The sequence below is a fragment of the Xanthomonas sp. NCPPB 1638 genome, from assembly GCF_041475635.2.
Classification (GTDB): domain Bacteria; phylum Pseudomonadota; class Gammaproteobacteria; order Xanthomonadales; family Xanthomonadaceae; genus Xanthomonas; species Xanthomonas cucurbitae.
The window spans coordinates 2,080,100-2,104,680 of sequence record NZ_CM192984.1; the positions used below are offsets into that span (position 1 = coordinate 2,080,100).

General features: G+C 62.3%; 25 protein-coding genes, 1 tRNA gene and 2 pseudogenes. 11 read left to right on the plus strand and 17 right to left on the minus strand.

The annotated features are described in order from the left end of the window. Positions 1-205: 205 nt before the first annotated feature. Together ACCQ13_RS09040 and ACCQ13_RS09045 are read left to right on the plus strand one after the other, a co-directional pair. Positions 206-997 (plus strand): SEL1-like repeat protein, encoded by a 792-nt coding sequence (locus ACCQ13_RS09040; RefSeq protein WP_159407051.1) that lies wholly within the window; start codon positions 206-208, stop codon positions 995-997. 30 nt (positions 998-1,027) lie between these two features. Further along, positions 1,028-1,534 (plus strand): hypothetical protein, encoded by a 507-nt coding sequence (locus ACCQ13_RS09045; protein WP_159407052.1) that lies wholly within the window; start codon positions 1,028-1,030, stop codon positions 1,532-1,534. Positions 1,535-1,708: 174 nt separating this feature from the next. Here the strand turns inward: ACCQ13_RS09045 and ACCQ13_RS09050 are convergent, their stop codons facing one another. From ACCQ13_RS09050 to ACCQ13_RS09110, 13 genes and pseudogenes are all read right to left on the minus strand, one after another. Next, positions 1,709-2,056 carry a phage virion morphogenesis protein gene (locus tag ACCQ13_RS09050; RefSeq protein WP_159407053.1) on the minus strand — a complete coding sequence of 116 codons (348 nt, stop codon included), beginning with the start codon at positions 2,054-2,056 and terminating at the stop codon, positions 1,709-1,711. 14 nt (positions 2,057-2,070) lie between these two features. After that, positions 2,071-3,620, minus strand: a pseudogene (locus tag ACCQ13_RS09055) (IS3 family transposase). Between the two features lie 53 nt (positions 3,621-3,673). Then, positions 3,674-3,785 (minus strand): annotated as a pseudogene (locus ACCQ13_RS09060) (phage virion morphogenesis protein); the annotation flags it as partial. Continuing rightward, a complete protein-coding gene (locus ACCQ13_RS09065) occupies positions 3,773-4,192 on the minus strand; it encodes a phage tail protein (RefSeq protein ID WP_159407054.1) in 420 nt (139 codons plus the stop codon). The pseudogene ACCQ13_RS09060 and the gene ACCQ13_RS09065, both read right to left, overlap by 13 nt. Beyond that, complete coding sequence (locus ACCQ13_RS09070; protein WP_159407055.1) at positions 4,189-4,677, minus strand: hypothetical protein; 489 nt, start codon at positions 4,675-4,677, stop codon at positions 4,189-4,191. The genes ACCQ13_RS09065 and ACCQ13_RS09070 overlap by 4 nt, the downstream gene beginning before the upstream one ends. After that, positions 4,677-5,315: a glycoside hydrolase family 19 protein gene (locus ACCQ13_RS09075; RefSeq protein WP_167526879.1), complete on the minus strand. Its 639-nt coding sequence runs from the start codon at positions 5,313-5,315 to the stop codon at positions 4,677-4,679. Before ACCQ13_RS09075 ends, ACCQ13_RS09070 begins: the two co-directional genes overlap by 1 nt. Beyond that, complete coding sequence (locus tag ACCQ13_RS09080) at positions 5,315-5,590, minus strand: phage holin family protein (RefSeq protein WP_017167622.1); 276 nt, start codon at positions 5,588-5,590, stop codon at positions 5,315-5,317. The genes ACCQ13_RS09075 and ACCQ13_RS09080 overlap by 1 nt, the downstream gene beginning before the upstream one ends. Continuing rightward, complete coding sequence (locus ACCQ13_RS09085; protein WP_005917737.1) at positions 5,583-5,939, minus strand: phage holin family protein; 357 nt, start codon at positions 5,937-5,939, stop codon at positions 5,583-5,585. Before ACCQ13_RS09085 ends, ACCQ13_RS09080 begins: the two co-directional genes overlap by 8 nt. 4 nt (positions 5,940-5,943) lie before the next feature. Next, on the minus strand, positions 5,944-6,153 hold the full coding sequence (locus tag ACCQ13_RS09090; RefSeq protein WP_005917735.1) for a tail protein X: 210 nt from the start codon (positions 6,151-6,153) through the stop codon (positions 5,944-5,946). Continuing rightward, a complete protein-coding gene (locus ACCQ13_RS09095) occupies positions 6,153-6,620 on the minus strand; it encodes a head completion/stabilization protein (RefSeq protein WP_159407057.1) in 468 nt (155 codons plus the stop codon). The genes ACCQ13_RS09090 and ACCQ13_RS09095 overlap by 1 nt, the downstream gene beginning before the upstream one ends. Before the next feature lie 98 nt (positions 6,621-6,718). After that, complete coding sequence (locus tag ACCQ13_RS09100; protein WP_159407058.1) at positions 6,719-7,438, minus strand: phage terminase small subunit; 720 nt, start codon at positions 7,436-7,438, stop codon at positions 6,719-6,721. A gap of 3 nt (positions 7,439-7,441) precedes the next feature. Continuing rightward, positions 7,442-8,461 (minus strand): phage major capsid protein, P2 family, encoded by a 1,020-nt coding sequence (locus tag ACCQ13_RS09105; RefSeq protein ID WP_159407059.1) that lies wholly within the window; start codon positions 8,459-8,461, stop codon positions 7,442-7,444. 46 nt (positions 8,462-8,507) lie between these two features. Next, positions 8,508-9,350, minus strand: coding sequence for a GPO family capsid scaffolding protein (locus tag ACCQ13_RS09110; protein ID WP_159407060.1), 843 nt, complete (start codon positions 9,348-9,350; stop codon positions 8,508-8,510). Positions 9,351-9,497: 147 nt separating this feature from the next. On the opposite strand from ACCQ13_RS09110, the gene ACCQ13_RS09115 reads away from it, so the two are divergent. The 4 genes from ACCQ13_RS09115 to ACCQ13_RS09130 are packed head-to-tail and all read left to right on the plus strand — an operon-like array spanning position 9,498 to position 13,173. Further along, positions 9,498-11,261 (plus strand): terminase ATPase subunit family protein, encoded by a 1,764-nt coding sequence (locus ACCQ13_RS09115; RefSeq protein WP_159407061.1) that lies wholly within the window; start codon positions 9,498-9,500, stop codon positions 11,259-11,261. Then, positions 11,261-12,283, plus strand: coding sequence for a phage portal protein (locus ACCQ13_RS09120; protein WP_159407062.1), 1,023 nt, complete (start codon positions 11,261-11,263; stop codon positions 12,281-12,283). Before ACCQ13_RS09115 ends, ACCQ13_RS09120 begins: the two co-directional genes overlap by 1 nt. A gap of 25 nt (positions 12,284-12,308) precedes the next feature. Then, positions 12,309-12,554, plus strand: coding sequence for a Com family DNA-binding transcriptional regulator (locus tag ACCQ13_RS09125; RefSeq protein WP_159407063.1), 246 nt, complete (start codon positions 12,309-12,311; stop codon positions 12,552-12,554). Next, entirely contained in the window at positions 12,472-13,173 is a 702-nt protein-coding gene (locus tag ACCQ13_RS09130; protein ID WP_159407064.1) for a DNA-methyltransferase, read from the plus strand. Before ACCQ13_RS09125 ends, ACCQ13_RS09130 begins: the two co-directional genes overlap by 83 nt. Before the next feature lie 37 nt (positions 13,174-13,210). Here the strand turns inward: ACCQ13_RS09130 and ACCQ13_RS09135 are convergent, their stop codons facing one another. Genes ACCQ13_RS09135 through ACCQ13_RS09145 form a run of 3 tightly spaced genes read right to left on the minus strand, consistent with a single transcriptional unit; the run spans position 13,211 to position 18,487 of the window. Next, entirely contained in the window at positions 13,211-13,957 is a 747-nt protein-coding gene (locus ACCQ13_RS09135; RefSeq protein WP_159407065.1) for a hypothetical protein, read from the minus strand. Beyond that, on the minus strand, positions 13,887-17,822 hold the full coding sequence (locus ACCQ13_RS09140; RefSeq protein WP_159407066.1) for an AHH domain-containing protein: 3,936 nt from the start codon (positions 17,820-17,822) through the stop codon (positions 13,887-13,889). The genes ACCQ13_RS09135 and ACCQ13_RS09140 overlap by 71 nt, the downstream gene beginning before the upstream one ends. 20 nt (positions 17,823-17,842) lie before the next feature. After that, positions 17,843-18,487 (minus strand): DUF1629 domain-containing protein, encoded by a 645-nt coding sequence (locus tag ACCQ13_RS09145; RefSeq protein ID WP_159407067.1) that lies wholly within the window; start codon positions 18,485-18,487, stop codon positions 17,843-17,845. 738 nt (positions 18,488-19,225) lie between these two features. Here ACCQ13_RS09145 and ACCQ13_RS09150 point away from each other — a divergent pair. Beyond that, complete coding sequence (locus ACCQ13_RS09150; RefSeq protein ID WP_167526880.1) at positions 19,226-19,390, plus strand: hypothetical protein; 165 nt, start codon at positions 19,226-19,228, stop codon at positions 19,388-19,390. A gap of 560 nt (positions 19,391-19,950) precedes the next feature. Here the strand turns inward: ACCQ13_RS09150 and ACCQ13_RS09155 are convergent. Continuing rightward, complete coding sequence (locus ACCQ13_RS09155; RefSeq protein WP_104603660.1) at positions 19,951-20,493, minus strand: GspH/FimT family pseudopilin; 543 nt, start codon at positions 20,491-20,493, stop codon at positions 19,951-19,953. A 140-nt stretch (positions 20,494-20,633) separates the two neighbouring features. Here ACCQ13_RS09155 and uvrB point away from each other — a divergent pair, with 140 nt between their 5' ends. The 4 genes from uvrB to ACCQ13_RS09175 all read left to right on the plus strand — a co-directional run bounded on the left by uvrB (position 20,634) and on the right by ACCQ13_RS09175 (position 24,507). Then, complete coding sequence (uvrB, locus tag ACCQ13_RS09160; RefSeq protein ID WP_159407068.1) at positions 20,634-22,655, plus strand: excinuclease ABC subunit UvrB; 2,022 nt, start codon at positions 20,634-20,636, stop codon at positions 22,653-22,655. Positions 22,656-22,751: 96 nt separating this feature from the next. Beyond that, positions 22,752-22,826 (plus strand) — tRNA-Val (locus tag ACCQ13_RS09165). Between the two features lie 426 nt (positions 22,827-23,252). Next, entirely contained in the window at positions 23,253-23,495 is a 243-nt protein-coding gene (locus ACCQ13_RS09170) for a hypothetical protein (RefSeq protein ID WP_159407069.1), read from the plus strand. Between the two features lie 604 nt (positions 23,496-24,099). Further along, positions 24,100-24,507 carry a TcpQ domain-containing protein gene (locus tag ACCQ13_RS09175; RefSeq protein ID WP_159407963.1) on the plus strand — a complete coding sequence of 136 codons (408 nt, stop codon included), beginning with the start codon at positions 24,100-24,102 and terminating at the stop codon, positions 24,505-24,507. Positions 24,508-24,581 lie beyond the last annotated feature (74 nt).

The window sequence follows — 24,581 nt, forward strand, 5'->3', positions numbered from 1 at the left end:
GCTTGTAGCCTTAACACCAACATGCTGCCGATTTCATGTGCGGTAGTTGCGTGCGAGTAGGCCTGCTGGCATCATCCAGGTTGAGCTCGCTCTTGGTTAGTTGGGAAGAGATATGTCTTGGAAGTGGGTTGCGAGTGGGGTTGTTTTAATAGGAGGTGTATTGACGCTTGCGTTTTACTCCTCATATACTTCAAGCCAAAGTGGCATGGCTGCGTCCGATGTTGAACGTACAAGTCCAACAGATGCTCCAGAGAAAGCAAAAAAATATGCAACCTCCTTGGTTGCTGACAAAAAGGTGGATGGGCGATTTATAAAGCCAATAGGAGGGCGGGCTTTCTCAATTGTTCGTAATGAGCAACGTCCGCCAGGTGATGCTTTATCTTATGTGAGATCTCTCGTCGATAGATCCAGGGCTGGCGATGCTGCCGCCACCTATGCAATATACATGGCTGTATCACAGTGTAAGGCGACCTTGCAGCCGCCGTCACCCGGCTTGCTCGATGTCTATCGAAAGGCTGGTGCGGAGTCGAATTATCTGAAGTCTCTGGAAACTAACTTTGAAGAGTGTAAGGGACTTACAGAGCAAGCTGACCTGCTAGACGAGCCTTGGCTCGAGAAGGCAGCAGAGCAGGGTTCTATTGAGGCAATGGTTTTATATTCAATTGACTCCGCTTCTGTAATAGGCCCTGCTACCGATTACCTATCTCATCCAGAAAAGCTTGTCGAGTATCGAAGTAAGGCTATGGGGTATCTCGATAAGGCGGCTAGCACTGGTAGCGTAGATGCATTAATGGCGTTGGGTAGAGCGTATGACGCTGGAGTCCTCGCTCAAAAATCTCCTGTAAAGTCGTATGCATACTACAAGGCTCTTGGAATGGTAGAGCCGAACGCTGATCTTAATTCGTTGTTGGAGAGGTCGCGCTCGACTCTCAAACCCGACCAGCTGTCCCAGGCAAATCGCTTGGCTGATCAAATTGTCGGATCTTGCTGTAGATAGTTAAACAATTACTGGGGTTAAAGGGAATTTGTGAATATTAAAAATTTAAAGCTGCGTGGTGCCGAGCTCCTGAAGAAAAAGTCAGTTCAAGGCTGTATTGCTCTGGCAGCACTGGGAGGGGCTGTAAGTATTGCTCTTGCGGCTAATGGCCCTTCTAATTATTCTCTGAATTGTGGTAACTGTGATCTCGGTTCACCTATGCCGACTACAACTACGCTCAATGCTATTAACTCAAACTATGAGCGCAATATTCGTAAGCCTAATATGTATGGGTTCGGTACTTTTATGCTTCCCGGTGATACTGTAACAGTATGTAATGGTTCTGCGTGCGTGACCTATACCTACGATTCTTCCGGTAATTACTTGGGTGCGCCGCCGGTACAGCAGGTCCGCAATCCACCTCGGACAGGTGGCGGCGGTTCTGGGGGGACTGTAGGCGGCGGCGGCGGTGGTGGTTTTATCGGTGGTGGTAGTGGCGGTGGAGCGAGTGGCGGAACCGTAACTGTAAGGGATCCGGTTACAGTGAAGGAAAAATAACCGCTAGTTGAGATAAAGAAGCGCCCGCAGCTGCGGGCGTTTCTCGTAGAGAAGGTTGGTAGTAATATAATTCAAGGGAATTCCTTCAAAAATATTCACTAATTTCTGCAATCGCGCCCGTCAAGTAATAATAATTAAATTTTCGAATAATAATTTTAAGCAAGAATAGCCATCTTACGCTATTAAGTGGTTGAGGAGCTGTTCTTTCAAGACTTTATTGTATTCAGTCGTGAATCCCAATAGTGTGCGTTTTTGGTATCTCACAATGGGGCCAGCCCGTCTCAATTGTTCACTAAGCCCTTCTTGATGGACGCGCGCAATGCGCGACACGCGCCCCATGAATCCCACGCTCACCTCGTTGGGGCTGGCGCTGACCTTGAGGAACTTCGCTTGCCGCAGCTTGGCGAACATCTTCTCGCGTTTGACTCTCCCGGCCTTATCCCGCACCGGCACTTTGCGCGGTGCGTAGGGCGTCCCGTCAGGTGCCTGTTGTCGACCGATGCGCTCGGTGATTGTCAACATAGTTGTCCGCTATTTCATGCTGCCAACTTCATGTCATCGGGTGCTTTTCTATCGTCGTTATCCGGGTTCAACCAAACCGCGCCGACAGGCGTCCAGTTACGCGTGGCGCGTCCGCGCCAGCGGCTCGGATGACGCATGGCGGCCTCCCGGTACACGTCCGCGCGTGCGGCCAGGATGGCCTGGTCGCGTCGCTCATGGCGCTCGTGCGGCGTCACGAATCGGATGCCACTGTGGCGGTGCTCGTTGTTGTACCAGTCCACGAAGCCCGCCACCCAACTGCGCGCGCAGGTGATGTCGGTAAACGGCCTGCTCGGATACGACGGCGCGTACTTCAGCGTGCGGAACAGCGCCTCTGAGTAAGGGTTGTCGTCACTCACCCGTGGACGGCTGAAGGACGGGGTCACATGAAGGCTCTGCAAGGTGGCCAGCATCGTTGCCGCTTTCATCGGGCCGCCATTGTCAGCGTGCAGTACCAGCGTGTCGCGCGCCACCTGCTCTCGCATGCAGGCTTTCCCGATCAGCATCGATGCGTGGATGGCCAGCTCCTCGTGGTGGATCTCCCAGCCCACGATCTTGCGACTGTAGACGTCCAGGATCATATACAGCTTGAAGAACTGGCCTTTCACCGTCGAGGGCAGATACGTGATATCCCATGACCAGACTTGGCGAGGGGCATCGGCACGCACCGCCATCGGTTTAGCCACAGTCCGCGGGGCGGCGGCGCGACCACGGCGATTGACTTGCCCACGCGCACGCAGCACGCGATACATGCTTGATTCCGATGCGATGTAAATCCCCTGATCTGCCAGCCGGGGCACGATCTGCGAGGGGGGCAGGCTCTGGTAAGCGGGCTGGTTGGCGACGGCCATGATTCGTTCCTTATCGACGCAGCTCAGCGCATGCGGGCAGTGCTTGGCCGCGCCTTTTCGAGCATCCACCAGCGTGCTGGCACCGCGCCAACGGCGCAGCGTGCGGCAGCTGATGCCCAGCACCTGGCATGCCTTGATCTCGCGGGCACCGGCGGCCACTGCCTCGGCGATCAACGTGACGGCTCTCTGTTTCAACGACGCGGGGATCAGACGTCCTCGTCGGTGCCCCAGAGAGCCTGGGCTTTTTTTGACAGCGTCAGCAGCGCTGCCGCCTCCGCCAGGGCGCGATCCTTGCGCAAAAGCTCCTTCTCAAGCTGCTTGACGCGCTTGCGCATCACCGTGGAAACCGCCCGCTCCGCTGCCGAGGCGCTCGACTGCATGGTCTCAAAGGCCTGCCGCCAGGCAGCGATCTGCTCGGGGTAGATGCCGTTCTCACGGCACCACGCCGAGCACTCGGCCTCGTTCATCGGCATCGTCTGGGCGACGGCTCTCAGTTTGGCTTTCACGTCCCATTTGTCCGGCGAAGTAGCGGTGTCAGGCACGATATATCCTTGGATGCGGATCTGTTTCTTCCACGCGTACAACGTGGGGGCGCTGATGCCAGTGTGACGGCTCAGGTCAGCAACGCTCTGATTGTTGGGGGGCATCATCCGCCGGACGATCTGGTCTTTGAGTTCGGGGCTGTAGCGGGCCATCGCGGTCTCCATCTGAGGATTCAGGGGAGCGGACAACTATCGTGACATGGGGGGCGCTGGCTCTGCGATCGCCGCAGGGCGGTGCCGATCTTTGCGGCGCTCGCCTTCCTGCAGACGCGCCAGCAAGGGCGCGGCCCAGTCCTCCAGTGAGGTCAGCTCATCCATGAAGGATCGATCTGCGGCTCAGGCGCATGCGTCATGTCGTAGCCGCCGCCGTCTTTCGCCGTCACGACGACGCGCTCGGTCAGCGGCAACTTGATCGACAGATCCACTGCATCGTTGGCAAGGATGTCGGCCTCGAAGGCGATCTCGCCCCGGCGCGCCGGGTTAGACAGCAGCTCGGACTGGTTGGCCTGCACCCATTCCAGCAATGGCAGCATCACGCTGTCGGGGTGGCCGGCGTAGTCGGTCAGGATCAGGTTGAGCGTGTACTGGTACTCGAACGACAGCCCGGGCTGGAACGTGCTGACCAGGCTGCCGGCGTCGATGAACACCAGCAGCCGGTCGGCATCGCGGGCCAGGTCCGGCAAAGCCGCGACCAGATGCGCGCGTAGGCTGGCGGGTTTGATCATGGCGTCGGCTCGGGTGCATGGAGGTCGATCCAGTCCTGTAGCGCGCTCAACTGCGCGGCGGTGGCGTGGCAGCTGGTGTAGTTGTCGGCGACGGTACCGGCGATGGCAGAGAGCGTAATGCCGGCGGCCGGCGCATCAGGATCTCCGGTGGCCGGTCCGGCAGGGTCGCCCGTGGCGGCGGCGTCGTGCATCCGCACAAAGCCAGTAGGGATAGCGCAAGCAGCGTTCGCTTTCTCGGTGACATAGATCGGGATCTCGCGGGTGATGGTGGCGCCGGCCTCGCGCAGGATCTGCACGCGATCAACGTACTCGACAACGGTTTGGGTGGAAGCCTTTGCGCTGTCGCGTTCGGCGATTGCGGCAGCTTTGTCGTCTAGAGCCTGCTTGCGCTCGGCGCGCGCAGTGCTGACGCGCCGCTCCTGCCACACGCAGCCACCGACAAGCAGCGCAATCAGCGCCAGCAGGATGATCAGGCGCGTGATCATCAGCTCACGCCCAGGATCTGCAGGGCGCGCTTCGTGCGCGCAACGCGATCGCTGTGGCCTTCGGGCAGGCGCTTGGCACGCACGTTGCCCAGGTTGATCTTGCGGCCCAGGCCCAGCACGTCGCCCGCATCGGCCAGCGTGTTGAGGCCGTTGTCGTGCCAGTACGCTGCTGCACCCAGTGCGCTGGGTTCGATCTGGAGCAGCAGATCCGGCTGGTCTTCCACCGGCAGGCCAATCAGCTCACCGACACGGCGGTAGTTGCCACGGAAGGTGTGCTGCATCGGGCCACGGCCCCGGTAGCGGTGGCCGTCGCCGCTGGCGGCGTCGCCGTTGCCCAAGCGGTCGGCGTAGACGAAGTTGGCTAGGCCGACCGGATTGCGCAGGAACTGCGGCGCTTGTGCCGGCGTGATGCGGGAGCCGAAGACTTCCAGCAACCGAGCGCTGGTGGTGTAGTGCAGGCCTTCTTCCATGCGGGACAGGCTCAGGCTTTCGTGGCCGACCTGGCCGAGCCAATGCGCGGCGCGGCGCTTGGTGGTGATGCCGAAGCGATTGGCGGCGGTGAGCAACGGCCCGTGCCAGCGCTGGGCGCGTTGTGCCGGGCACTGCATGATCGAAGCAAGCTGGGTATCGGTGAACATCAATCGACCTTCAGGATGCGCGCCACATTGCCCTGGGCGCGGTAGGTGAGCACTGCCAGCACGGTCAACGTGCCCAGGTGCCACGGACTTACGTGGGAGCCGGCGCCGGCAAGCAGGATGTGCAGCGCCTGGCCGCCGGTGCTGGCGATCAGTAGCCATGCGCACCAGCCCGCGCCGCGGCGATGCCGGGCATCGGACGGGCGGTGATAGGTAAGCAGGCGGACGCAGATGGCCAGCGAGGCCATCAACGTCAGGACGGTGACCAGGCTATGCACTGGGCGGACCTCCACGACGTAGGAAGGAAAAGTCGAACGACTTGCTCTTTTCGATCAGGCCCAGTGTGACCGTGATGGCGCACGCCGCGCTGGCAAAAGCGGCCACGCCACTGGATTTGATCGGCAACCAGCGCAGCAGCTCCGGCGCCAGCTGATAGCCGGCGATCACGCTCACCGGGAAATAGATCAGCCTCGCCAGCAGCGGTTGCTTGGCGGCGGACACCACGAACAGCGCGCCGCCGGCGAACGCGCCGATCAGCGCATCGCCGTCGATGCCAGGCAGCACCGAGGCAAGGCCCACACCGGTGGCGATCAAAAAGCCGCTCGATACGGAGGTGGGTTCGGTCATCAGGTCAGTCCCATAGCTGCACGAGCGGCGTCATCGCCGCCGTGGTAGTGGTTACCTCGGGCAACTCCACTGGGGTGCCGTGCGGCAGCACGGCGCCCAGTTCGGCCAGACCGGGATTGAGGAGATAGGTGCGCTCGACCAGGCCGGCCGTGCTGCCCAGGTGGCGCCAGCACAGCAGGTCGACGGTGTCGCCTTGCATCGCGTGCACACGCATCAGATGAGCTCCACGGTGCTGCGCGGCAGGTTCTGCAGGTCGCGCACGGCCCAGCGCTGATCGCGGCGTAGCTCGGTGATGCTGGGTGACAGGTCATCGGCGCGCTGGTTGGCGCTGTCGGTGGCATCGAAGCTGCGGTAACGCTCGGCCACCTCGACGGCGGTGGCACACGCGACCGCGCGCAGGTACAGCTGCACGCGCCGCGAGATGCCATCGACGGTGGTGCTGGGCACATCGCTCAACGCCGCGTAGCCAGCCGCCTGGTGCATATCCGCCCAGGCCTGCAGTTCATCGTTGACCGCCAGCATGGCGGCGACGATGGCCTGGCGTAGACGCGCATCGGTGACGGTGCCGTCCAGGCGCATGCTCGCCCGCACCCCGGCCGGTGCGATCGCCGGCCAGAACGGCGCATTGGCGATCGCATCGGGCGCGGCGCTGGTGGTGCCGGTGGCAGTGAATCCGCTCATGGATGGCTCGGAATAGATCGCCGGTGGTCGGGGCGTCACCGCAGCGAAGACTTGCTGTGGATCGGCCCCGAGCCGGCGAGGGTTGCGGGGACGCTCGGTTATGCGCTGGTGCCCGCAGGCTCAGCGCTGAACTTCTTCAGGAGTCGCTCGGCGCGCTCCAGATCCTTCTTGCCGCCGCAGCTGCCGTGCAGTGCGATGGCGCGCTGCAGGTCGGCAACTGCCGCCGCCACGATCGGCTGCGCCTGGTCGGCGGGCGTCTCGTCGGTGATGCCGGCCAGGCAGGCCCGGGCCAGTGCCAGGTGCAGCTTGGCGCGCACCTCGTCGGGCATGTCCTGCTCGGCGGTCAGCGTGGCGGTATCAGCCAGCACGGCCGCATCGAACACCTGGCCGGTCTTCTGTGCCGACAGCGCGGCTTCGGCAATTTCCTCAGCGAGTACGCAGCCCACTGTGCGGGTGAAGCGGTCCGGCATCTGCAGGCCGTGCTTGAGCACATAGGCACCCAGCTCCAGCGCGCCGGCGTAGTCGCCGGCATCGATCCGCCACACCATGCAGGTGGTGACGATCTCGTCCTGCGCGCCCTGGCCACCGGCCAGCACGCCGGCCAGGTACGGCGCGTAGCCGGGCAGCAGCTGCACCTTCAGCGCGGCCTTGCCCTGGTCGGACTGGATCTGCTTCAGGCGCAGGCGATCGCTCTGCAGCTGCGCCATGTGCTGCTCGTACGCCGTGGCACCAGCCATCAGCTGGTGCGGGGCGCGCTGCGCCGCTTCCAACTCGGCGAGCACGCGGCTGTGGTGACGCTTGGCGGGACTGTCGGCCACGGCTTAGGCCTCGATCTCGATGTGCTCGACCACGCAGCCCAGGCCGTAGTCTTCGACCACGTAGGCATCGTTGGAGGACTCGTAGTTCTCGATGCGATCGCGCGCGGGCACTTCCTGGATGTAACGGCGACGGCCGCCGGTCTGGTAGTAGATCGACAGGTTCGCCAGCGAGGTGACCATCAACGCGCCGTCCGGCAGGTACGGCACCTCGGCCACCTGCAGGCCGCCGACGCGGCGCTGGCTCAGAATCAGGTCGGTGGCGATCTTCTCGCTGGCCGGCTGCTCCTTGTTGACCATCGGGAAATACTTGTCGTGCATCAGGTCGCGGCCCAGCACCACGACCAGGCTCGGGTCTTTGCGATGCCAGGGATCGAGCAGGTTGCTCACCACGTCGAACACCAGCGCATCGAGGTTGCCGTAGTCGGCGCTGGCAGCGGCGCCGCCGATGACTACCTTGCCGGCGGCCTTGCCGCTCGCCAGCACGCGCTGGGCGGCGTTGGTGCGGTACTGCTGCAGCCAGCCGATGTTGACGTCTTCCAGCAGCGGGAACGCGGCGCGGTCGGTATCGGCAGCGGCGTGTGTGCCGTTGAAGCCGATCTGCAGGCGGTCCAACGCCTGGCGCTTGACGATGGCATCGCGCAGGCGCGTCTGGAAGTCCGGGAACTTGGCCCAGGTATCGAGCAGCGCGTAATGGATGGCGGTGTCGAAGTCGGTCTTCTTGGCGGCGTACTCGTTCTTGTCGAGCGCGGCGACATTGCGCGGGGTGCGGGTCTTGCCGGCTCCGGTGTCGGTGCGGCTGGCGATGCTGCCAGTGACGCCGATGCCCACTTTCTGCCCGGACAGCTCGTCCACGGGGATGATGTTGATCTTGGACAGGAACTCGCTCGATTCCTGCATGCGCGATTCCAGCTTCTGCTGCACGGTCGGATCGACAGCGAAAGAGTGGAATGGCGAGGCGACGCCGTTGAGCTGGGCGATCTGCTCGGCGAACTGATTGAACTGCAGGCGGGTGGCGTTTTGCATGGTGGCTCCGAAGGTGGGGCGCTGGCGGCGTGTGTGTGGTGTGGGATCAGCAGTCGGTCAGCACGGGGGCACCGCCACCGGTGACCACCGGGCGTGCGGACTGTGCGGGATCGGGCTGTTGCGAGAGCGACTCGCGCAGCTGCGCCAGGTCGCTCGCCAGCTGCGCGTGCTTGGCCTTCTGCTCAGCGTGCTCGGCCTGCAGGTTGGCGAACCGTTCGTCCTGGCCGCGCACGTGCTCGGCAATCTCTTCGATGCCCTGGCCGAGGTCGGCGAACTGCTCGGCGGTGATGCTGGTGGCGTCCTCGCTCTTGAGGGCGGCGCGGATCCGGCTCAGCAGGCCGGCCACCGGCCCGTCGCTGACCTCGCTGAACTCCAGCGCGGTTTCCTCGGCGACGGTGAACAGGTTGCCGGGCGATTGCTTGCGATCGGCCAGCGGGTTGGCGTCCGGGTTCTGGCTGGCGAAGCTGAGCATGGAGGTGCCCAAGCTGGCCGGGGAATCGGTGACGGCCAGGCCAACGAGATACGCCTTGCCGGTGTTGGCGAACTTCTCCTGCACCTCGATGCTGGTGTAGAGCTTCTGCTTGGCCTTGTTGATGGTGATCAGATCGGAGGTCGGCTCGATCTGGGCGAACAGCGCCAGGCGCTTGGTGCCGTCGATCTCGACCTCTTCAGCCTTCACGGCGGTGACATCGCCATACGCACGGAACGGCGAGTCCGGCAGCAGGCTGCGCATGTGCTCGATCCAGATGCGGGCGCTGTAGGTCTCGCGGTTGTAGGTCGCGGCCATGTCGTCGATCCAGCTGCGCTGAATCGTGCGGCCATCGGTGGTGGCGCCTTCGACGGCCACGCGGAACCAGTTGGAACGGAACTTCTTGGCCTTGGCCGACATGCGTGTCCTCTGCGCTGGATGCGTTTGCGATGCGATGAGTGCATGGTCAAACGCTGCGCAATACGCAGCAATGCAAAAGGTCTGTAATTCAGGGCGTTACGCGGCCCGCAGCTGTCGGGAATAGATCGCGCGCGTCACTCTGATTGCATGAGCAGCGTCGCCACTCAACTTCCGATGGACACCCGCAGACAGGCGAAATTCCTGTACTGGATGGGGTGGCGCGTGACTGAGATCGCGCAGGCCATCGGCGAGAACGAGAAGACTGTACACAGCTGGAAGTCGCGTGACGAGTGGGATCGCGCTGATAACGTCGAGCGCATCGGAGGCGCACTCGAAGCGCGCCTGGTCGTGCTGATCATGAAGCCGGAAAAATCCGGCGGCGACTTCAAGGAAATCGATCTGCTGCACCGGCAGCTGGAGCGCCAGGCGCGCATCCAGCGTTACCAAGGCGGCGGCAACGAAGCGGACCTGAATCCGGCTGTGGCCAACCGCAACGCCGCACACAAGAAGAAGCCCAAGCGCAACGAGTTCACCGAAGAGCAGGTCGAGCAGCTGACTACCGCGTTCATCGACGGCTGCTTCGACTATCAGCGCGATTGGTACCGGGCCAGCAACGAGCGTACCCGCATCATCCTCAAGTCGCGCCAGATCGGTGCCACGTACTATTTCGCCCGCGAGGCGCTGATCGACGCGCTCACCACCGGGCGCAATCAGATCTTCCTCAGCGCCTCCAAGGCGCAGGCGCACCTGTTCCGCGGCTACATGCAGCAGTTCGTGCGCGAGACGATCGACGAGACGCTATCCGGCGGCGACACCATCGTGTTCCCCAACGGCGCCGAGCTGTTCTTCCTGGGCACCAATGCGCGCACCGCCCAGGGCTACCACGGCAACTTCTACTTCGATGAGTTCTTCTGGACCTACGGGTTCAACGAATTGAACAAGGTTGCCAGCGGCATGGCGATGCACAAGAGGTGGCGCAAGACCTACTTCAGCACGCCTTCCAGCATGGCGCACGAGGCCTATACCTTCTGGACCGGCGAGCGCCGCAACAAGGGCAAGCCGGCTGCGCAGCGGATCCAGATCGATGTCTCGCACGAGACGCTGGCCGGCGGGCGCCGCTGCCAGGACCGGGCGTGGCGTCAGATCGTCAACATCCTCGACGCCCAGCGCCGGGGCTGCGACCTGTTCGACATCGATGAGCTGCGCGAGGAGTACAGCCCGGACGCCTTTGCCAACCTGTTGATGTGCGAGTTCGTCGACGACGGCGCCAGCATCTTCCCACTAGCGATGCTGCAGCCGTGCATGGTCGATAGCTGGGTCGAGTGGGGCCAGGACTACAAGCCCTTCGCCCTGCGCCCGTACGGCGACCGCGCGGTGTGGATCGGTTACGACCCCGCTGAGACCGGCGACACCGCCGGCCTGGTCGTGGTGGCGCCACCGCAGCAGCCCGGCGGCAAGTTCCGGCTGCTGGAGCGGATCCAGTTCCGGGGCATGGACTTTGCCAAGCAGGCCGCCGAGATTGAGCGCATTACACGCCGCTACTGGGTGACCTACATCGGCATCGATACCACGGGCATGGGCAGCGGCGTGGCGCAGCTGGTGAAGCAGTTCTTCCCGAATCTGGTCACCTTCAGCTACTCGCCCGAGGTCAAGACCCGCCTGGTGCTCAAGGCGTTCGACGTGATCCACAACGGCCGGCTGGAGTTCGACGCCGGCTGGATCGACGTGGCGCAGTCGTTGATGGCCATCCGCAAGACCATGACGGCCAGCGGCCGCCAGTCCACCTTCACCGCCGGCCGTTCGGAAGAGACCGGCCACGCAGACCTGGCGTGGGCGCTGTTCCACGCGCTGCAAAACGAACCGCTGGAAGGGCGCAACGCGCGCAACTCCGGCTTCATGGAGATCTCTTGATGTTGACCGACCAGCTGCCTGCCACCGCGCCTGCAGCGCCAGCCGTGCCCGCACGCACCGAGGTGTTCACCTTTGGCGATCCGACGCCGGTGCTGGATGGGCGCGGGGTGCTGGACTATCTGGAGTGCTGGCAGAACGGGCGCTGGTACGAGCCGCCTGTGGCTCTGGACGGCCTGTCTAAGACCACCCGCAGCAATCCTTTCCTTCAGTCCGGGCTGATCTTCAAGCGCAACATGCTGGCGCGTACGTTCAAGCCGCACCGGCTGCTGTCGCGCGAGGCCTTCGAGCAGCTGTCGCTGGACTGGATCACGCTGGGCAATGGCTATCTTGAGCGCCGTCGCAACCGCCTGGGCGGGGCGCTTTCGCTGGCCGCGCCGTTGTCGAAGTACGTTCGGCGAGGGGTTGCTGAGGACGAGTACTTCCAAGTTCGCACCTGGCACGACGAACATGTTTTCGAGCCGGGCAGCGTGTTCCAGCTGCGCGAAGCAGATGTGGATCAGGAACTCTACGGCCTGCCCGAGTGGATGCCAGCGATGCAGTCCGCGCTGCTCAACGAGTCGGCCACGCTGTTCCGCCGCAAGTACTACAACAACGGCTCACACGCCGGTTTCATCTTGTACCTGACCGACCCGCAGCAGAGCCAGGAAGATGTGGATGCGCTGCGCACCGCCATGAAGGGCGCCAAGGGGCCGGGCAACTTCCGCAACCTGTTCCTGTACTCGCCCGGCGGGAACAAGGACGGGCTGAAGCTGATCCCGGTCAGCGAGGTGGCGGCCAAGGATGAGTTCAGCGGCATCAAGGGCATTACCCGCGACGACATGCTGGCCGCACTGCGAATCCCGCCGCAGCTCATGGGCATCGTGCCGCAGAACGCCGGCGGCTTCGGTTCGATCCGCGAGGCCGCCGCTGTGTGGGCCGCCAACGAGTTGGAACCGTTGCAGGCGCGCATGTTGAAGATCAACGACTGGGTGGGCGATGAGGTGATCGCCTTCACTCCCTACGCGCCGCCAGCGGCTGCGTAATCCTTTCCCCCTGCAAGACCACGCAATGCTCAAGAACCTCCGCTGTGGCGAATGCGCCCGCCTGCTGTGCAAGGCCGGCGCCTTCGATGAAATCCAGATCAAGTGCCCGCGCTGTGGCACGCTCAATCACCTGAAGGCCGAGAGCCTCACCTCTGATCGCCGCGAGCGAATCCAAGAAGGCTCTCACCATGAAAAACCAGCTCCTGCAGGGCGACGCTCTGACCATCCTGCCCACGCTCGAAGCGAACTCGTTCGACGCGCTGATCACTGATCCGCCGTATGCGAGTGGCGGTCTGACCGCTGCTGCCCGGGCAAGGCCGCCGTCGACCAAGTATTGCCGGGATGGCGGACATGCCGACTTCGTTGGCGACGAGCGCGACCAACGCTCGCACCTGAAATGGATGCACCTGTGGCTGTCCGAGTGCGCGCGCGTACTCAAGGACGGCGCGCCGGTGCTGCTGTTCACCGATTGGCGGCAGCTGCCGCTGACCACCGACGCCCTGCAGATCGCCGGCTTCACCTGGCGCGGCATCACCGTCTGGGACAAGACTGAAGGCGTGCGGCCGCAGCTGGGCCGCTTCCGCAACCAGGCCGAGTACATTGTGTGGGGTAGCAAGGGCAATATGCCGCTGGATCGTCGTGCGCCGGTATTGCCCGGCGTCATCCGTGAGTCGGTGCGCAAGGCTGACAAGCACCACCTGACTGGCAAGCCCACCGAATTGATGCGGCAGCTGGTGCGGATCTGCGAATCAGGCGGGCGCGTGCTGGATCCGTTCGCCGGCAGCGGCACCACGCTGGTCGCTGCCCAACTGGAGGGCCTTGAAGCGGTCGGCATCGAGATGACCGATCAGTACGCAGCGGTCACCCGCGATCGGCTGACCGCCCTGTAGGCTGTGAAGCCGAGCTGCCCCCGTGGCGGTTCGGCTTTCATTGCGCAGGCGGTTGGCGCAAGGCCACAACGCGATACTGCTTACGCTTGCCGTAGCGCGGCCCTGCCTTGTCAAGCGTGACGCAGAGCCTGTCCTCGCCGCAGGGCAACAGGTCCGCGCGTGCCACACGGTCCAGAAAGGCGATCTCCGCACGGCGCTGCGAAGCCTCTGCCAGCACTGGTCGGGCGCCCTGGACGGCGTAGCCGACTGCAACCAAGCACAGGAGCGTGCCGACCAACAACGCGCCGAGGCCGGCCCAGCTGCGCCGGGTGGCGGTGGTTTCCAGCGATTGCTGTGCCCGTGCATAGCGCGCCGTCGCCTGCTCAAGCGTTCTTTCCGCTTGGACCATCTTCGTGTTGAATCGCTCGGCCCCTGGTTCCAGCGTTTGCGTCAATGCCTGGTTGCTCAACTGCGTTAGCCGGGGAAGCGCGCTCTCCACCACCCGGGTGACGCGTTGATCGGCGCTGTTCACTGCCGCCTGCAGAAGCTGCATTTGATGACGGACGAGATCCTCTAGGGTTTGCTCTCGCCGCTGCATCGCCGCGATGACTGTCGTCATGGCCTTGATCGAGTCCTTCATCGCCTGGTGCGATTCCCCGCTGTCCGGCAGCGTCGAGGTGTTCTGGATGTCCATCGTGCTCTCCTGTAGGTTCAATGCGTTTGTTGCGTTCTGGCTATCCGCCACCACCGCCACCGCCACCGCCACTTCCGCCTCCGCCTCCGCCTCCGTCGCCCCCCCCGCCATCACCGGGCGGGCCTGAGCCTTGCATCATCGGCCCGTTGGCGAACTGCGGCAGCGTCAGCACCATCACCGGGCCGCGACTGGTCTGCACCTCTGGTGCGACGTCCATCCCCAGCGCTTGGCGCGTCGTCACCTGTTCCTGGGCTTCCTGCTGGGCCTTGGCGTCCAGATGCTCATGACCTTGCTGTGCCAACGCCGCGCTGTGGGCGCTATTGCCGGCGCGCTTCAAGGCTTGTTCGATGGCCAGATCGTTCTTGGAGTCCAGCGCGTACACCAGATCATCCACGTCCGGATCACCGGTGATGCTCTTGCGCTTGGGCGGCGGTCGATCGTCCTGCTCAACGTCGGTTTGCGCCGGTGTTGCAAAAAGACCCTGCTGCGAGGCGGTGCCTGCCAAGGTGTTCGGTGGTCGTCTCATTGCCGAGGGACCATCGGGGTCGTATCCATCGCGCAGTTCCCGCTCGGTAAACGGCGGCTCACCGCGCGCTATGCGCGCTTGCCGTGCATCTGCGATGCGGTTTTCTATATCGAGATCCTGTTCGGCCTGGATGCGGAGCGCGCGTGCAGAACGCGCTATTTCTGCCCATGAATTGGGATCTGCAGCCGCAACGTTGGCGGGTTTGGCTTGCTCTGGGGCCTGCTTCTGCGCATCCGATGCCGACGTGGGCCGGTTCGATGGGGCGGCGTGTTCTGAGTGATCGGCGGGAGGCTCTGGAGTGGGCGCGCCATGGGACTGTCTGGCTGCATCGGTGACGAGGGCCGCTGTGGGTGGCGCTGCAGGCGCATTCGGTACCGGGGGCTGTGGCGTGAGCGCCCTTTCCCCATCAATACGCTCAGCCACAACCGGTGCGGCGAACGATCGCATCTCCGGTGCCTCTATCAACTGGGCAGTGCGTGCATCGGCAGGCAGGTCCGCGCCTGTTGCTGGCGTGGCGTCGCGTGCAGCCGCTGGCGGCGCTACGGCCTGTTGGTCGCGCGTTTCCATCGCCTGGTGCCGATTTGCTGCAGGCGCTTGCGCGATCACTGCGTGCTGCTCGGACTGGTGCGCGCGCTCTTCTTGTGTCAGCTGGTCCGCCGTGTGCTGCATTTGCCGCGCCACTTCAGCTGGCTGTGCCTGCTCAGGTTGGGCGGCATGCGGTTGGGTCTGGATCTGCGGCCGGTGTGCATCGTGGTCTTGAGCAGGGCGCTGTTCTGCCTCGCGTTGGGCAGTGCCCTGGGCGTGGAGAGTTGGTGGCGCATGGGCAATGGCATCGGTGGTGCGCTCGGCTGCTTGTTTGCGCCCCGGAGCATCCTGGCCCTGCACCGGTGGCTGCTCTGCCAGCTGCGCTTCCTGCAACTGTAGGCGCTGTTGTTCGTTGTGTTGAGCATCCAGTGCCTGGCGTGTCTGTTGCTCACTCTGCTGCTGTGCTTGTTGGTGCTGCTCGATGTCGTGTGCCTGCCGCTGCTCCTGCTCCTCCTCGCGCTGCTGGGTGTCCTGTGCCTGGCGTTCTTGTTGCGCCAGTCGCAGCGCTTGTTGCCGTGCTTCCAGTGCCGCATGCGCCTGCAGCGACTGCCTCGCCTGCGTCCGGTCCTCACGTGAGGCCTGTTCCTGCAGCGCGTGCGCCTGCGCCAACTGCTGGTCTTGCGCCTGCCGTCCCTCCTGCTGCCGCTGCTGGTTCTCCTGCGCGGCGCTGGTGGCCTGGTCTGGGGCCGGCACGTTGAGCGCCTGCTGGTTGGAGGGCGGCGACCCGGACGTGTCCGCATCTGTGGAGCCTTCGGATGAGGGCGACGCAGAGGCCAGTTGCTGCACCGGTGCATCCGGCTGCTGGCGAGCCTGCAGTTCCTGCAGCGCCTGACGGATGTCCTCGGTGCTGGTGACTGCTGCAATGCGCTCCACGCCATCGGCACCGCGCTGCAGATGGGCGATCGGGCTGTCGGCGCCGTACTGACCGCCCGGCCCGCGCTGCAGCTGCATAGCGCCATCGCCTGCGAGTCCTTTAGCTTCGCGCGTGCGTTGCGTTGCCAGCTCGATCGCTTCGCGCCATTGCGGCTGCAGTTCCGTGCCCACGATGCGGTACTGGTACAGCGTCTGCTCGCGCTGCACGTCCTGCGGCGATGGCGGGGTCTGCTGGATGGCGGCAATCGCCTGGGCCTGCTCGGCGAGCGCCGGCTGCAGCATGGCGCGCGTGGTCTCCAGCTCCAGCAGCTGGTTGGCATCGGGTGGAGCGCCGTGCCCGGTCCACTGGCCGTCCACGTTGCGGTAGTAGCGTTGCCCGTTCGAGGCGGTCAACGCGTCCGGATCCGGCAACGCCTGCTGGACGGCCGGCGACATCGGCAAGCCCTCGGCGGCCCAGCCGCTGCGGTGGTAGGCCAGTTCATAGCGCGCGGCGATCGCACCGGGACTGTTGGCGATGTTGCGGGCGATGACGGCCTGCGCTTGTGCCTCCAGTTCCGCCGCGCGCGGCGGCAAGGCGGTTTCCTGCACGTAGCTGCCGCGATCGTTGGCACCGGAGACCTCGGTCTTGACCAGGCGATGCCATTGGCCGTCTGCCGGATCGCGCTTCCAGTCGGCAGGACTCAGGCTGGGACGGTCGGTGGCATTGGCCGGCTGCTGGTAAGGATCCTGCGGTGCGGGCGCATCCTTCAAAGCTAGTGCGGCAGCGACGTTGGTGGCCTGGTAGTTGAGTTCGCGCGCCCTTTGGTAGCTGGCGACGATCGGCGTGGCGTTGGGGTTGTCAACGCCATCGGCGGTGGTGTCTGCCTTGCCCTCGCGTGCCCAGGCAGTGCCGTTGAACGCCCACTTGGTGCCATCGCCATCGGTCTGCCGGTAGATCGCGCGGTTATCGAGCAGCGCGGCGGCCTTCTCACCGGCCACGCTCATGAAATAGGCGTCGGCGGCGATCAGCACCATCGGCCCGGCGCCGGAGCTACCCAGCGCGTAGGCCGCCGTCGTGCCGCCGGCCCAGCCACCGACATTGCGCCCGGCGAAATGCGCCAGCTCCGATTGCGCGGCCAGCGGGTTGTCCTGGCCGAGCAAGTGCGTGGCGCGCTGGCCGGAGACAATGGTGTCGGCGACGGTCGCGAGCAGGCCGGCCGTGCGAAGTGCCTGGCCTGCGGATAGATCGCCTACCAGCAATTCGGCGGCAGCGAAGCCGCGTTGGCCCGGCGGAACGCGTAATGGTCGTGCTGCTTCTTCGCCGAGAACGTTTTGGACTTGCAGAACGCCTTGGTCAGAAAGCGTTAGACGGCCGTTTGCATGAGCCTGGGCGATTGCTTGAGAAAGTGAATTTCTACCAACTTCTGGGTCACCCCCTTTAATAAGGTTGCTGCTGGACTGCCCTACGTATTGCAGTGTAGATATAACGCGCTGCTCGGAGTGGACAATTGACGACCACCCAAGCTCGGGTCTTTGCAGCGTTGGAATTGCATCGATTTGAAAAGCGAGCCTCCTGTCGTAGTTTGGCGTGTCCTTGAAAAAAGCATTGATGCCAGGTCTAATTTCGTCTACAACCATGCCGATTGGAGCATTGGTGTAGAGGTCTGCATTAGTCAGGCCTACTCTCATTGTGTCGACCAGCCGTTCGACCTTTGGCGCAATTCTTGCGATAGCGTCAGTGTCACCCAAAATTGCCAGTTGGCCGTCTGAAGTTTGGGACAAACGCCTCAATCGAGATATTATCCCATCTTGGTAGTCCCGTATCGGGCCGCCATTATGCGGGGATATACCGATTGTCCGAGCTAACGCTGGGTCACTTGGCATGTAAATCAAATTGCGCTTCGCGTCAATTTCAAAGTGATTTGCCTCCTGAAGAGCCTCAAGCAGCCGGCTATTGCGCAGCGTTTGTTTTTCAGCAATATGATGCTCTTGGAAAATCGTTCGCTTAGCCATGGCAGAATTTCCTTATAAAATCAGGCGCTTTTCCAGTTTGAAGCGTCTCTAAACCATAGGCCGCTCAAACCTCCGTCCTGTTCGGCTACGGCTTCTTTAACTGCATTTCTCATCAGGCGATCGCAAAAAACTGAGTCTCCGGAGTACTTCAATATGAATACATGAGAGCCATCTGTGACATCTTTCCGAAACGCCAATTTCGCCCCTCCGGTGAAGTCGTAATATTTTCCATTAACAAAGTCCTCGTCAACTTCTATTTCGACTTCTGAGTTCTCCTCGTCGAGCGCGTCCAGTACACGGACTACATCACATAAGAAATAGCGAGGGCCTTTATTCCCGTCTGCCATTCGAAAATCACACTCAACAAAGCTAAAGCCCGCAGGGTCTACGGCTGAGAATATTCGGTGCAATCGTTCGGATATGAGCCAATAGCCGCTAAACCCGGCCTCTAAGTCTTTGGGTATTACGCCTTTTGCTGGGTCATATACTAGGCGCGGCTTTTCTGCTAGCGGAGGAAATCCGCCCTCATTGGGCCTCAAAATGAGTCGGGGGGGGGATAGGAGCTGCTTGACGTTCTCAAATACGACTCCGAGTTCAGGCCCATATTCGAGGCTAGGCATCAAAAAAAAGAACTTGCCCTCTTCTGGAGTGTTTCGAACGTTCATCAATATTTGTCTCTCACTAGTGTGGCAGGTTGCGGCAGAGTCGGCGGGCGGCAGGCTCGTTGAGCGTCCTGCCTCCTATGGTGCCCTCATAACACTGAGGATGCAGTAGGGCAAGTCTGATCATTTGCAGATGCGACGCTGTGACGCACCACCGGGCGCGCGCAATCGTCGCCCCGCCACGCCTGCGGCCTTCATGCACGGTTTTCGCTGCACCCCTGCAGGGTGGACCTGGGCCCCGCTGCAGCTAGCGATCCGTGGGAGTTACGGGGACGTCTCCTCCCTGCAGATCCCTGCGCGCCTGTGAGGCTCAGCGGGCGGTGCGCAGCCTCGTTCCGGGCCAGGCCTCCCGGGTGCGTTTCGGCAAATGACCATCGGAACCAGGTAATCGGTAATCCGCAAGCCAAAACCGGATCTAAGGGATTGATTTCAATGGGAAATTGTGGATTACCTTTTGGGGTGATTTAAGGTAATCGGCGCCCCATAGAAAAGTTATGTGGTTGAAATTTAAGGGTATTTTCTGGGGGTGAAATTACCTCCCCAAAAGGTAATCCCATTACCTCTCAATTACCCTTTAATTACTTTTGATATTATTCCATAAGTAATTGATAAATATGGAAATTGTTGCGTCCATGCAGTTGGATTACCTAGATTACCTCTTTCCCATGGTCATCAAAAAAATTGAGATTGGGGCACGCTACAGAGGGTCGCCACATCACTCGCTACGACCGGTTTCCCGCAATGTCACTGACCAGCGATGCTCCGCAGGCAGACCTCGATCCCGTCGACGCGGCGGGCGGGAAGCGCTGGTGGGCGTGGGCGGTAGACCAGGCCGTGGCCATGCTCGAGCGCGGAAGCCAGTTGACCAATAAGCACGGTGGTCAGCAGCACAGCTTATATATATAGGTCACTGCCGTATGAGCGCGATCGATGCCGGCGATGAGCCTGTGCTGTCGCCTGGCTTCCGCTGGGACAGGCCTTGGCAGAGCGCGATGGGGTCACCGGTGGCGCTTTCTTCGAGGGTGAAGAGGTGGCCAGGTTGGTGCGGAGACTCACTGGCGAGTGGTAGGTGCTGCTGGAGCGCCAAAGGCCGGTGCCGCCTGGCAAACCCTTCGCGCCCTTCGTCCAGCGTGACTGCAGCAGCTTCGACCAGGGGCGACGTAGCACCATCATGTGGGCAGTGCGCCATGAGGCCAGGATCCGAGCTGAGGTGACCGCTCGGAGGACGCATTCCTGAGCCGTTTAGGGGGAGGCCGGTGACCGCAAAGGGCGGGAAAATTGGCAGGAGGCCTACGCGCGCACTAGGCCTGCGGCGTCAGCAGCGGGGAAAAATAAGTGAGGCAAGTTGCTCATTCGTAAGCTCAGTAGCGCTAACTGTTAATCAGGGGGTCGTTGGTTCGAGTCCAACTTCGGGCGCCAAGATGATCGAAAAAGCCGCGACGTGTCGCGGCTTTTTCGTTTTCGCGTCATCGCGTCTGACAGCTGATCGGAGCGCTGTGGCGCACGGTGCGTGCTCTGCCCGTGTTGTTCACGACGACGTCAGCCAGTCGTTGGGCGTTGGCGCAGAGGCTGATGGTGATGTTGGTGCCGCTGCTTAGACCGCTGGGCAGGAACCGTACGACGGGTCGGCCATGCGTTGCCCGGGCGTCGATACCGTCGGCCGCCGGGTAGTGTTCGACCTTGAAGATCGAGGATGCATCCGCTGGCTGTCCTTCGCGGCCCGGGTCCTTGAACAGGATCCAGCCGCGGCTCCAGTCACTGTCTGTTCGGCAACGTGAGCCGTCCGCCGATGGACACAGGCTCACGGGCATGCGTTGTGCGACAGCCAGGCTTCTTGCCAATGCAAGATGGGTCGTCAGCAGATGCATTCGCGTCGTCGCCCGTTGCCAATCCAGAAGGCGCTGGAAGCCGGGTAGGCCAATCGAAGCCATGGTCGCCACGAGTGCCATCACGAACATCGACTGCATCACGGTGTACCCTTTCGCATTCGAATGTGGCGCTGCCTGCATCGTGATTCTCCTTGAGGCCGAGCCAGTAGTCTCAATGCTCGTTGCTTGCCGGAAAACGCCTGTATCACGTGCGTGAGTGTCAGATTTCTACCCATCCCGGCCTCCGTCATTTCGTACCGTCCTCCCCCGAGATCCGCTTCATGACCGACCGCTTTGAGCTCGTATCCCCGTACTCTCCAGCCGGCGACCAGCCCGCCGCCATCGAGAAGCTGGTGGCCAACTTCGAAGCTGGTCTGGCCAAGCAGACGCTGCTGGGGGTGACGGGGTCGGGCAAGACCTACACCATTGCCAATGTCGTGCAGCAGGTGCAGAAGCCGACCCTGGTGATGGCGCCCAACAAGACCCTGGCGGCGCAGCTGTATGGCGAGTTCAAGTCGTTCTTCCCGAACAATGCGGTCGAATACTTCGTCAGCTACTACGACTACTACCAGCCCGAGGCCTACGTGCCGTCGTCGGACACCTTCATCGAGAAGGACAGTTCGATCAACGAACACATCGAGCAGATGCGTCTGTCGGCGACCAAGACCTTATTGTCGCGTCGCGATTCGCTGGTGGTTGCCACCGTCTCGGCGATCTACGGCCTGGGTGCACCGGAAGATTACCTGTCGCTGCGCCTGATCCTGTCGATCGGCGAGCATATCGATCAGCGCCAGTTGATCCGGCACCTCACCGACCTGCAGTACACGCGCAATGAGTTCGAGCTTACCCGCGGTGCGTTTCGCGTGCGCGGGGAGGTGGTGGACGTGTTTCCGGCCGAGTCCGATACCGAGGCATTGCGGATCGAGCTGTTCGATGGTGACGTCGAACAGCTCACCTTGTTCGATCCACTGACCGGCGAGGCCTTGCGCAAGCTGCAGCGCTACACCGTGTACCCGAAGACGCATTACGCGACCACGCGTGAGCGCACGTTGAGCGCAGTGGACACCATCAAGGATGAATTGAAAGAGCGCCTGGAGCAGCTGTATTCGCAAAATAAGCTGGTGGAAGCGCAGCGCCTGGCACAGCGCACCCAGTTCGACCTGGAGATGATGGCCGAAGTGGGCTTCTGCAACGGCATCGAGAACTACTCGCGGCATCTCACCGGCAAGGCGCCTGGCGAGCCGCCACCGACGTTGTTCGACTACCTGCCGCCGGACGCGTTGCTGGTCATCGACGAATCCCACGTCACCATTCCGCAGATCGGCGCGATGTACAAGGGCGATCGCTCGCGCAAGGAGACGCTGGTGGAGTTCGGCTTCCGGCTGCCGTCGGCACTGGACAACCGGCCGCTGCGCTTCGAAGAGTGGGAGGCGCGTTCGCCGCGCAGCATCTATGTCTCTGCGACGCCGGGTCCATACGAGATGCGCGAATCTGCAGGCGAGATCACCGAGCTGGTGGTGCGCCCCACCGGCTTGATCGATCCGGTGGTCGAGATCCGCCCGGTCGGTACCCAGGTCGACGACCTGATGTCCGAGGTGCACGAACGCATCAAGCTGGGCGACCGTGTGCTGGTCACCACGCTGACCAAGCGCATGGCCGAGAATCTCACCGAGTACCTCGGCGAGCACGGCATCCGCGTGCGCTACCTGCACTCGGACATCGACACCGTCGAGCGGGTAGAGATCATCCGCGATCTGCGCCTGGGCAAGTTCGATGTGCTGGTCGGCATCAATCTGTTGCGCGAAGGCCTGGACATGCCGGAAGTGTCGCTGGTGGCGATCCTGGATGCGGACAAGGAGGGCTTCCTGCGCTCGACCGGCTCGCTGATCCAGACCATCGGCCGCGCCGCACGCAATCTGCGCGGCAAGGCGATCCTGTACGCGGACAAGATCACACGCTCGATGCAGGCCGCGATCGACGAGACCGACCGCCGTCGCGAGAAGCAGGTCGAATACAACCTCGAACATGGCATCACACCCAAGTCCGTGGCGCGTCCGATCTCCGACATCATGGAGGGCGCGCGCGAGGATGCGGCAGAGAAGAAGGCCGGCAAGGGGCGGTCGAAATCGCGTCAGGTGGCCGAGAATGCGCCCGACTACCGCAGCATGAAGCCGGCGGAGATCGCCGCCAAGCTCAAGAGCCTGGAGCAACAGATGTACCAGCATGCCAAGGATCTGGAATTCGAGGCGGCCGCGCAGATCCGCGATCAACTCCAGAAATTGAAGGCTGCCAGCTTGGTCTAGCGCAGGGCGGTATGCCGACCCGGCAAAGGACTTGTGGACGGCAACGCCCTGCGCTAGAATGCGCGCCCTGCACTGCGCAATGCTGCAGCAGGAATCGGGCGGTTAGCTCAGCGGTAGAGCACTACCTTGACATGGTAGGGGTCACAGGTTCGAACCCTGTACCGCCCACCACTTGCAAGCCAAGTGGCGCAACACCTTCAGCCAAGATGTGATTTTCCATATTGGCATCGACTGACCCCGCAGTGACCCAAGCTCTCGTAGCCTGGGCACGTCGCGGGAAAAGTATTGCACGAACTTCTTCGGTGAATTGCCAGCGTCTCCGAAGATGGGGGGGCGAGCTTCGCGTTGTTTCTGGCGTACCGCCTGCGTTGCCCCCGTGCAAGCCTGAAATCACCATTCCGATGGAAGACGCGCCGTGCACAGTCTTCGTTGCGCGGTTTTTGAACGATGCGGCTGGCTGGCTGGCCGGATCGGCGCACCCGCTGGGTGCAGAGGTCGCTTGATGTCGGCACCTTCAGCCCTCGAGCCAGAGGTGATTTTTCCATCACATGGCTTGCTTTAGCATCGCGAGCGCGCTGACAGAAAGGAAGGCTGGCGATGGGGGAGTTTCAGCACACGGTGCTGAGCAGAGGGGGATATCGGGTCGTGGCAATCACGCGGGACCAGGCGTATGTGCCCGAGGCGATTGTCGCGTACGCCGTGGTGACCGATGCGGGAACGCGGATTACGCCTGATCTCTCGTTCGACCAGGCCAGGCTCTGGGTCGATTCGTTGGTCGAAAACGAGGGGGGAGAGCGCCGCGATGGGTTGGCAGAACACAAGCTTGTGGTCCGCCGTTAGGTCGCCACCGAAAGGCTTGGAAGAAGCGGCGGATGTTCAGATTCAATCGCATCGCGTTCGCTACCAGCGCTGATGGTCTTCTGCTTGCCGACCTGCGCAACTCGAGCCTAGTGCCTCCGGTGGATGGATGAATGACCGGATGGCAAGGGTGGAGGAGGGGGCGTCAGCGTAGCCAGTGGCATGGCGGGTACGTGATCCAGCCGCTGCCAACCCGCACGGCGCAGCGGCTGCTAAAAACGAAGTGAAAACGCTTCCTGAAAAATGTGATGAAAATCTCATAAGGGGTGTGTGAAAGCGCAGTTATTGTTGACTCAGCTACATGCAGGGCGCAAAGTTGCCGGGAATTACGGATGGGCAGAGCTCGATCAGGGGGGCGACGCCGGACGGGTCGCATCAGGAGTAAGGCTATGGATGGTTCTATGACGTATTCATCTTCTGCGGTTCTCATGCACGACGCGCGCAGGCGCGCTCGGTGGTGGCCTGCGGTCGCACGCAAAAAATTTTCAACGGCTCTTGTCTTCCGTCGCCCCCAGGCGAGCGGAGTCTTGTGCTGTCCGTGGTCTAAGCCCGTCTTTCATGAGTTGGAGAGGTCAGAGTGAATCCGATGTATGTGCTCAAGCGTTCGTTGGTATTGGCCATTGCCGTGTTGGCGGGTGCCTGCGCCACCAAACCCGCCCCGGACTTCGGCGGGCGTTGGAAGCATGTCAATCACTTCGATGAGGCACCGACCGAAATTCCGCTCTACACCTCCTACACCTACCAGGCCACGCCGATGGACGGCACCCTGAAGACCATGCTGGAGCGCTGGGCCGCAGACTCCAACATGCAACTGGCCTACAACCTGCCGTCGGACTACACCCTGATTGCTCCGGTGTCGAACATCAGCACGACCAGCGTCCAGCAAGCCGCCACCGAGCTGAGTGCCGTGTATGCGGCGCAAGGTGTCTCGGTATCGGTTGCCGCAAACAAGCTGTTGGTACAACCCGTGCCGGTGTCGCCCGGGCTCAAGTAAGCGGACGCATTGCAGGCGAGCGCCATCGAGCGCCCGTTGGCGAAGCGCCTGGTGTCACTCAAAAGTATCCGCAG

Bases quoted from the DNA above. Each gene is read 5' to 3' on its own strand.
- ACCQ13_RS09120 (WP_159407062.1), top strand. From the start codon at position 11,261: ATGTTGACCGACCAGCTGCCTGCCACCGCGCCTGCAGCGCCAGCCGTG.
- ACCQ13_RS09140 (WP_159407066.1), bottom strand. From the start codon at position 17,822: ATGGCTAAGCGAACGATTTTCCAAGAGCATCATATTGCTGAAAAACAA.
- ACCQ13_RS09090 (WP_005917735.1), bottom strand. From the start codon at position 6,153: ATGCGTGTGCACGCGATGCAAGGCGACACCGTCGACCTGCTGTGCTGG.
- uvrB (WP_159407068.1), top strand. From the start codon at position 20,634: ATGACCGACCGCTTTGAGCTCGTATCCCCGTACTCTCCAGCCGGCGAC.
- ACCQ13_RS09150 (WP_167526880.1), top strand. From the start codon at position 19,226: ATGTCACTGACCAGCGATGCTCCGCAGGCAGACCTCGATCCCGTCGAC.
- ACCQ13_RS09135 (WP_159407065.1), bottom strand. From the start codon at position 13,957: ATGGCGGGGGGGGCGACGGAGGCGGAGGCGGAGGCGGAAGTGGCGGTG.
- ACCQ13_RS09105 (WP_159407059.1), bottom strand. From the start codon at position 8,461: ATGCAAAACGCCACCCGCCTGCAGTTCAATCAGTTCGCCGAGCAGATC.
- ACCQ13_RS09145 (WP_159407067.1), bottom strand. From the start codon at position 18,487: ATGAACGTTCGAAACACTCCAGAAGAGGGCAAGTTCTTTTTTTTGATG.
- ACCQ13_RS09095 (WP_159407057.1), bottom strand. From the start codon at position 6,620: ATGAGCGGATTCACTGCCACCGGCACCACCAGCGCCGCGCCCGATGCG.
- ACCQ13_RS09040 (WP_159407051.1), top strand. From the start codon at position 206: ATGGCTGCGTCCGATGTTGAACGTACAAGTCCAACAGATGCTCCAGAG.
- ACCQ13_RS09075 (WP_167526879.1), bottom strand. From the start codon at position 5,315: ATGTTCACCGATACCCAGCTTGCTTCGATCATGCAGTGCCCGGCACAA.
- ACCQ13_RS09125 (WP_159407063.1), top strand. From the start codon at position 12,309: ATGCTCAAGAACCTCCGCTGTGGCGAATGCGCCCGCCTGCTGTGCAAG.
- ACCQ13_RS09170 (WP_159407069.1), top strand. From the start codon at position 23,253: ATGGGGGAGTTTCAGCACACGGTGCTGAGCAGAGGGGGATATCGGGTC.
- ACCQ13_RS09110 (WP_159407060.1), bottom strand. From the start codon at position 9,350: ATGTCGGCCAAGGCCAAGAAGTTCCGTTCCAACTGGTTCCGCGTGGCC.
- ACCQ13_RS09050 (WP_159407053.1), bottom strand. From the start codon at position 2,056: ATGTTGACAATCACCGAGCGCATCGGTCGACAACAGGCACCTGACGGG.
- ACCQ13_RS09085 (WP_005917737.1), bottom strand. From the start codon at position 5,939: ATGACCGAACCCACCTCCGTATCGAGCGGCTTTTTGATCGCCACCGGT.
- ACCQ13_RS09175 (WP_159407963.1), top strand. From the start codon at position 24,100: ATGTATGTGCTCAAGCGTTCGTTGGTATTGGCCATTGCCGTGTTGGCG.
- ACCQ13_RS09070 (WP_159407055.1), bottom strand. From the start codon at position 4,677: ATGATCACGCGCCTGATCATCCTGCTGGCGCTGATTGCGCTGCTTGTC.
- ACCQ13_RS09155 (WP_104603660.1), bottom strand. From the start codon at position 20,493: ATGCAGGCAGCGCCACATTCGAATGCGAAAGGGTACACCGTGATGCAG.
- ACCQ13_RS09130 (WP_159407064.1), top strand. From the start codon at position 12,472: ATGAAAAACCAGCTCCTGCAGGGCGACGCTCTGACCATCCTGCCCACG.
- ACCQ13_RS09115 (WP_159407061.1), top strand. From the start codon at position 9,498: ATGAGCAGCGTCGCCACTCAACTTCCGATGGACACCCGCAGACAGGCG.
- ACCQ13_RS09065 (WP_159407054.1), bottom strand. From the start codon at position 4,192: ATGATCAAACCCGCCAGCCTACGCGCGCATCTGGTCGCGGCTTTGCCG.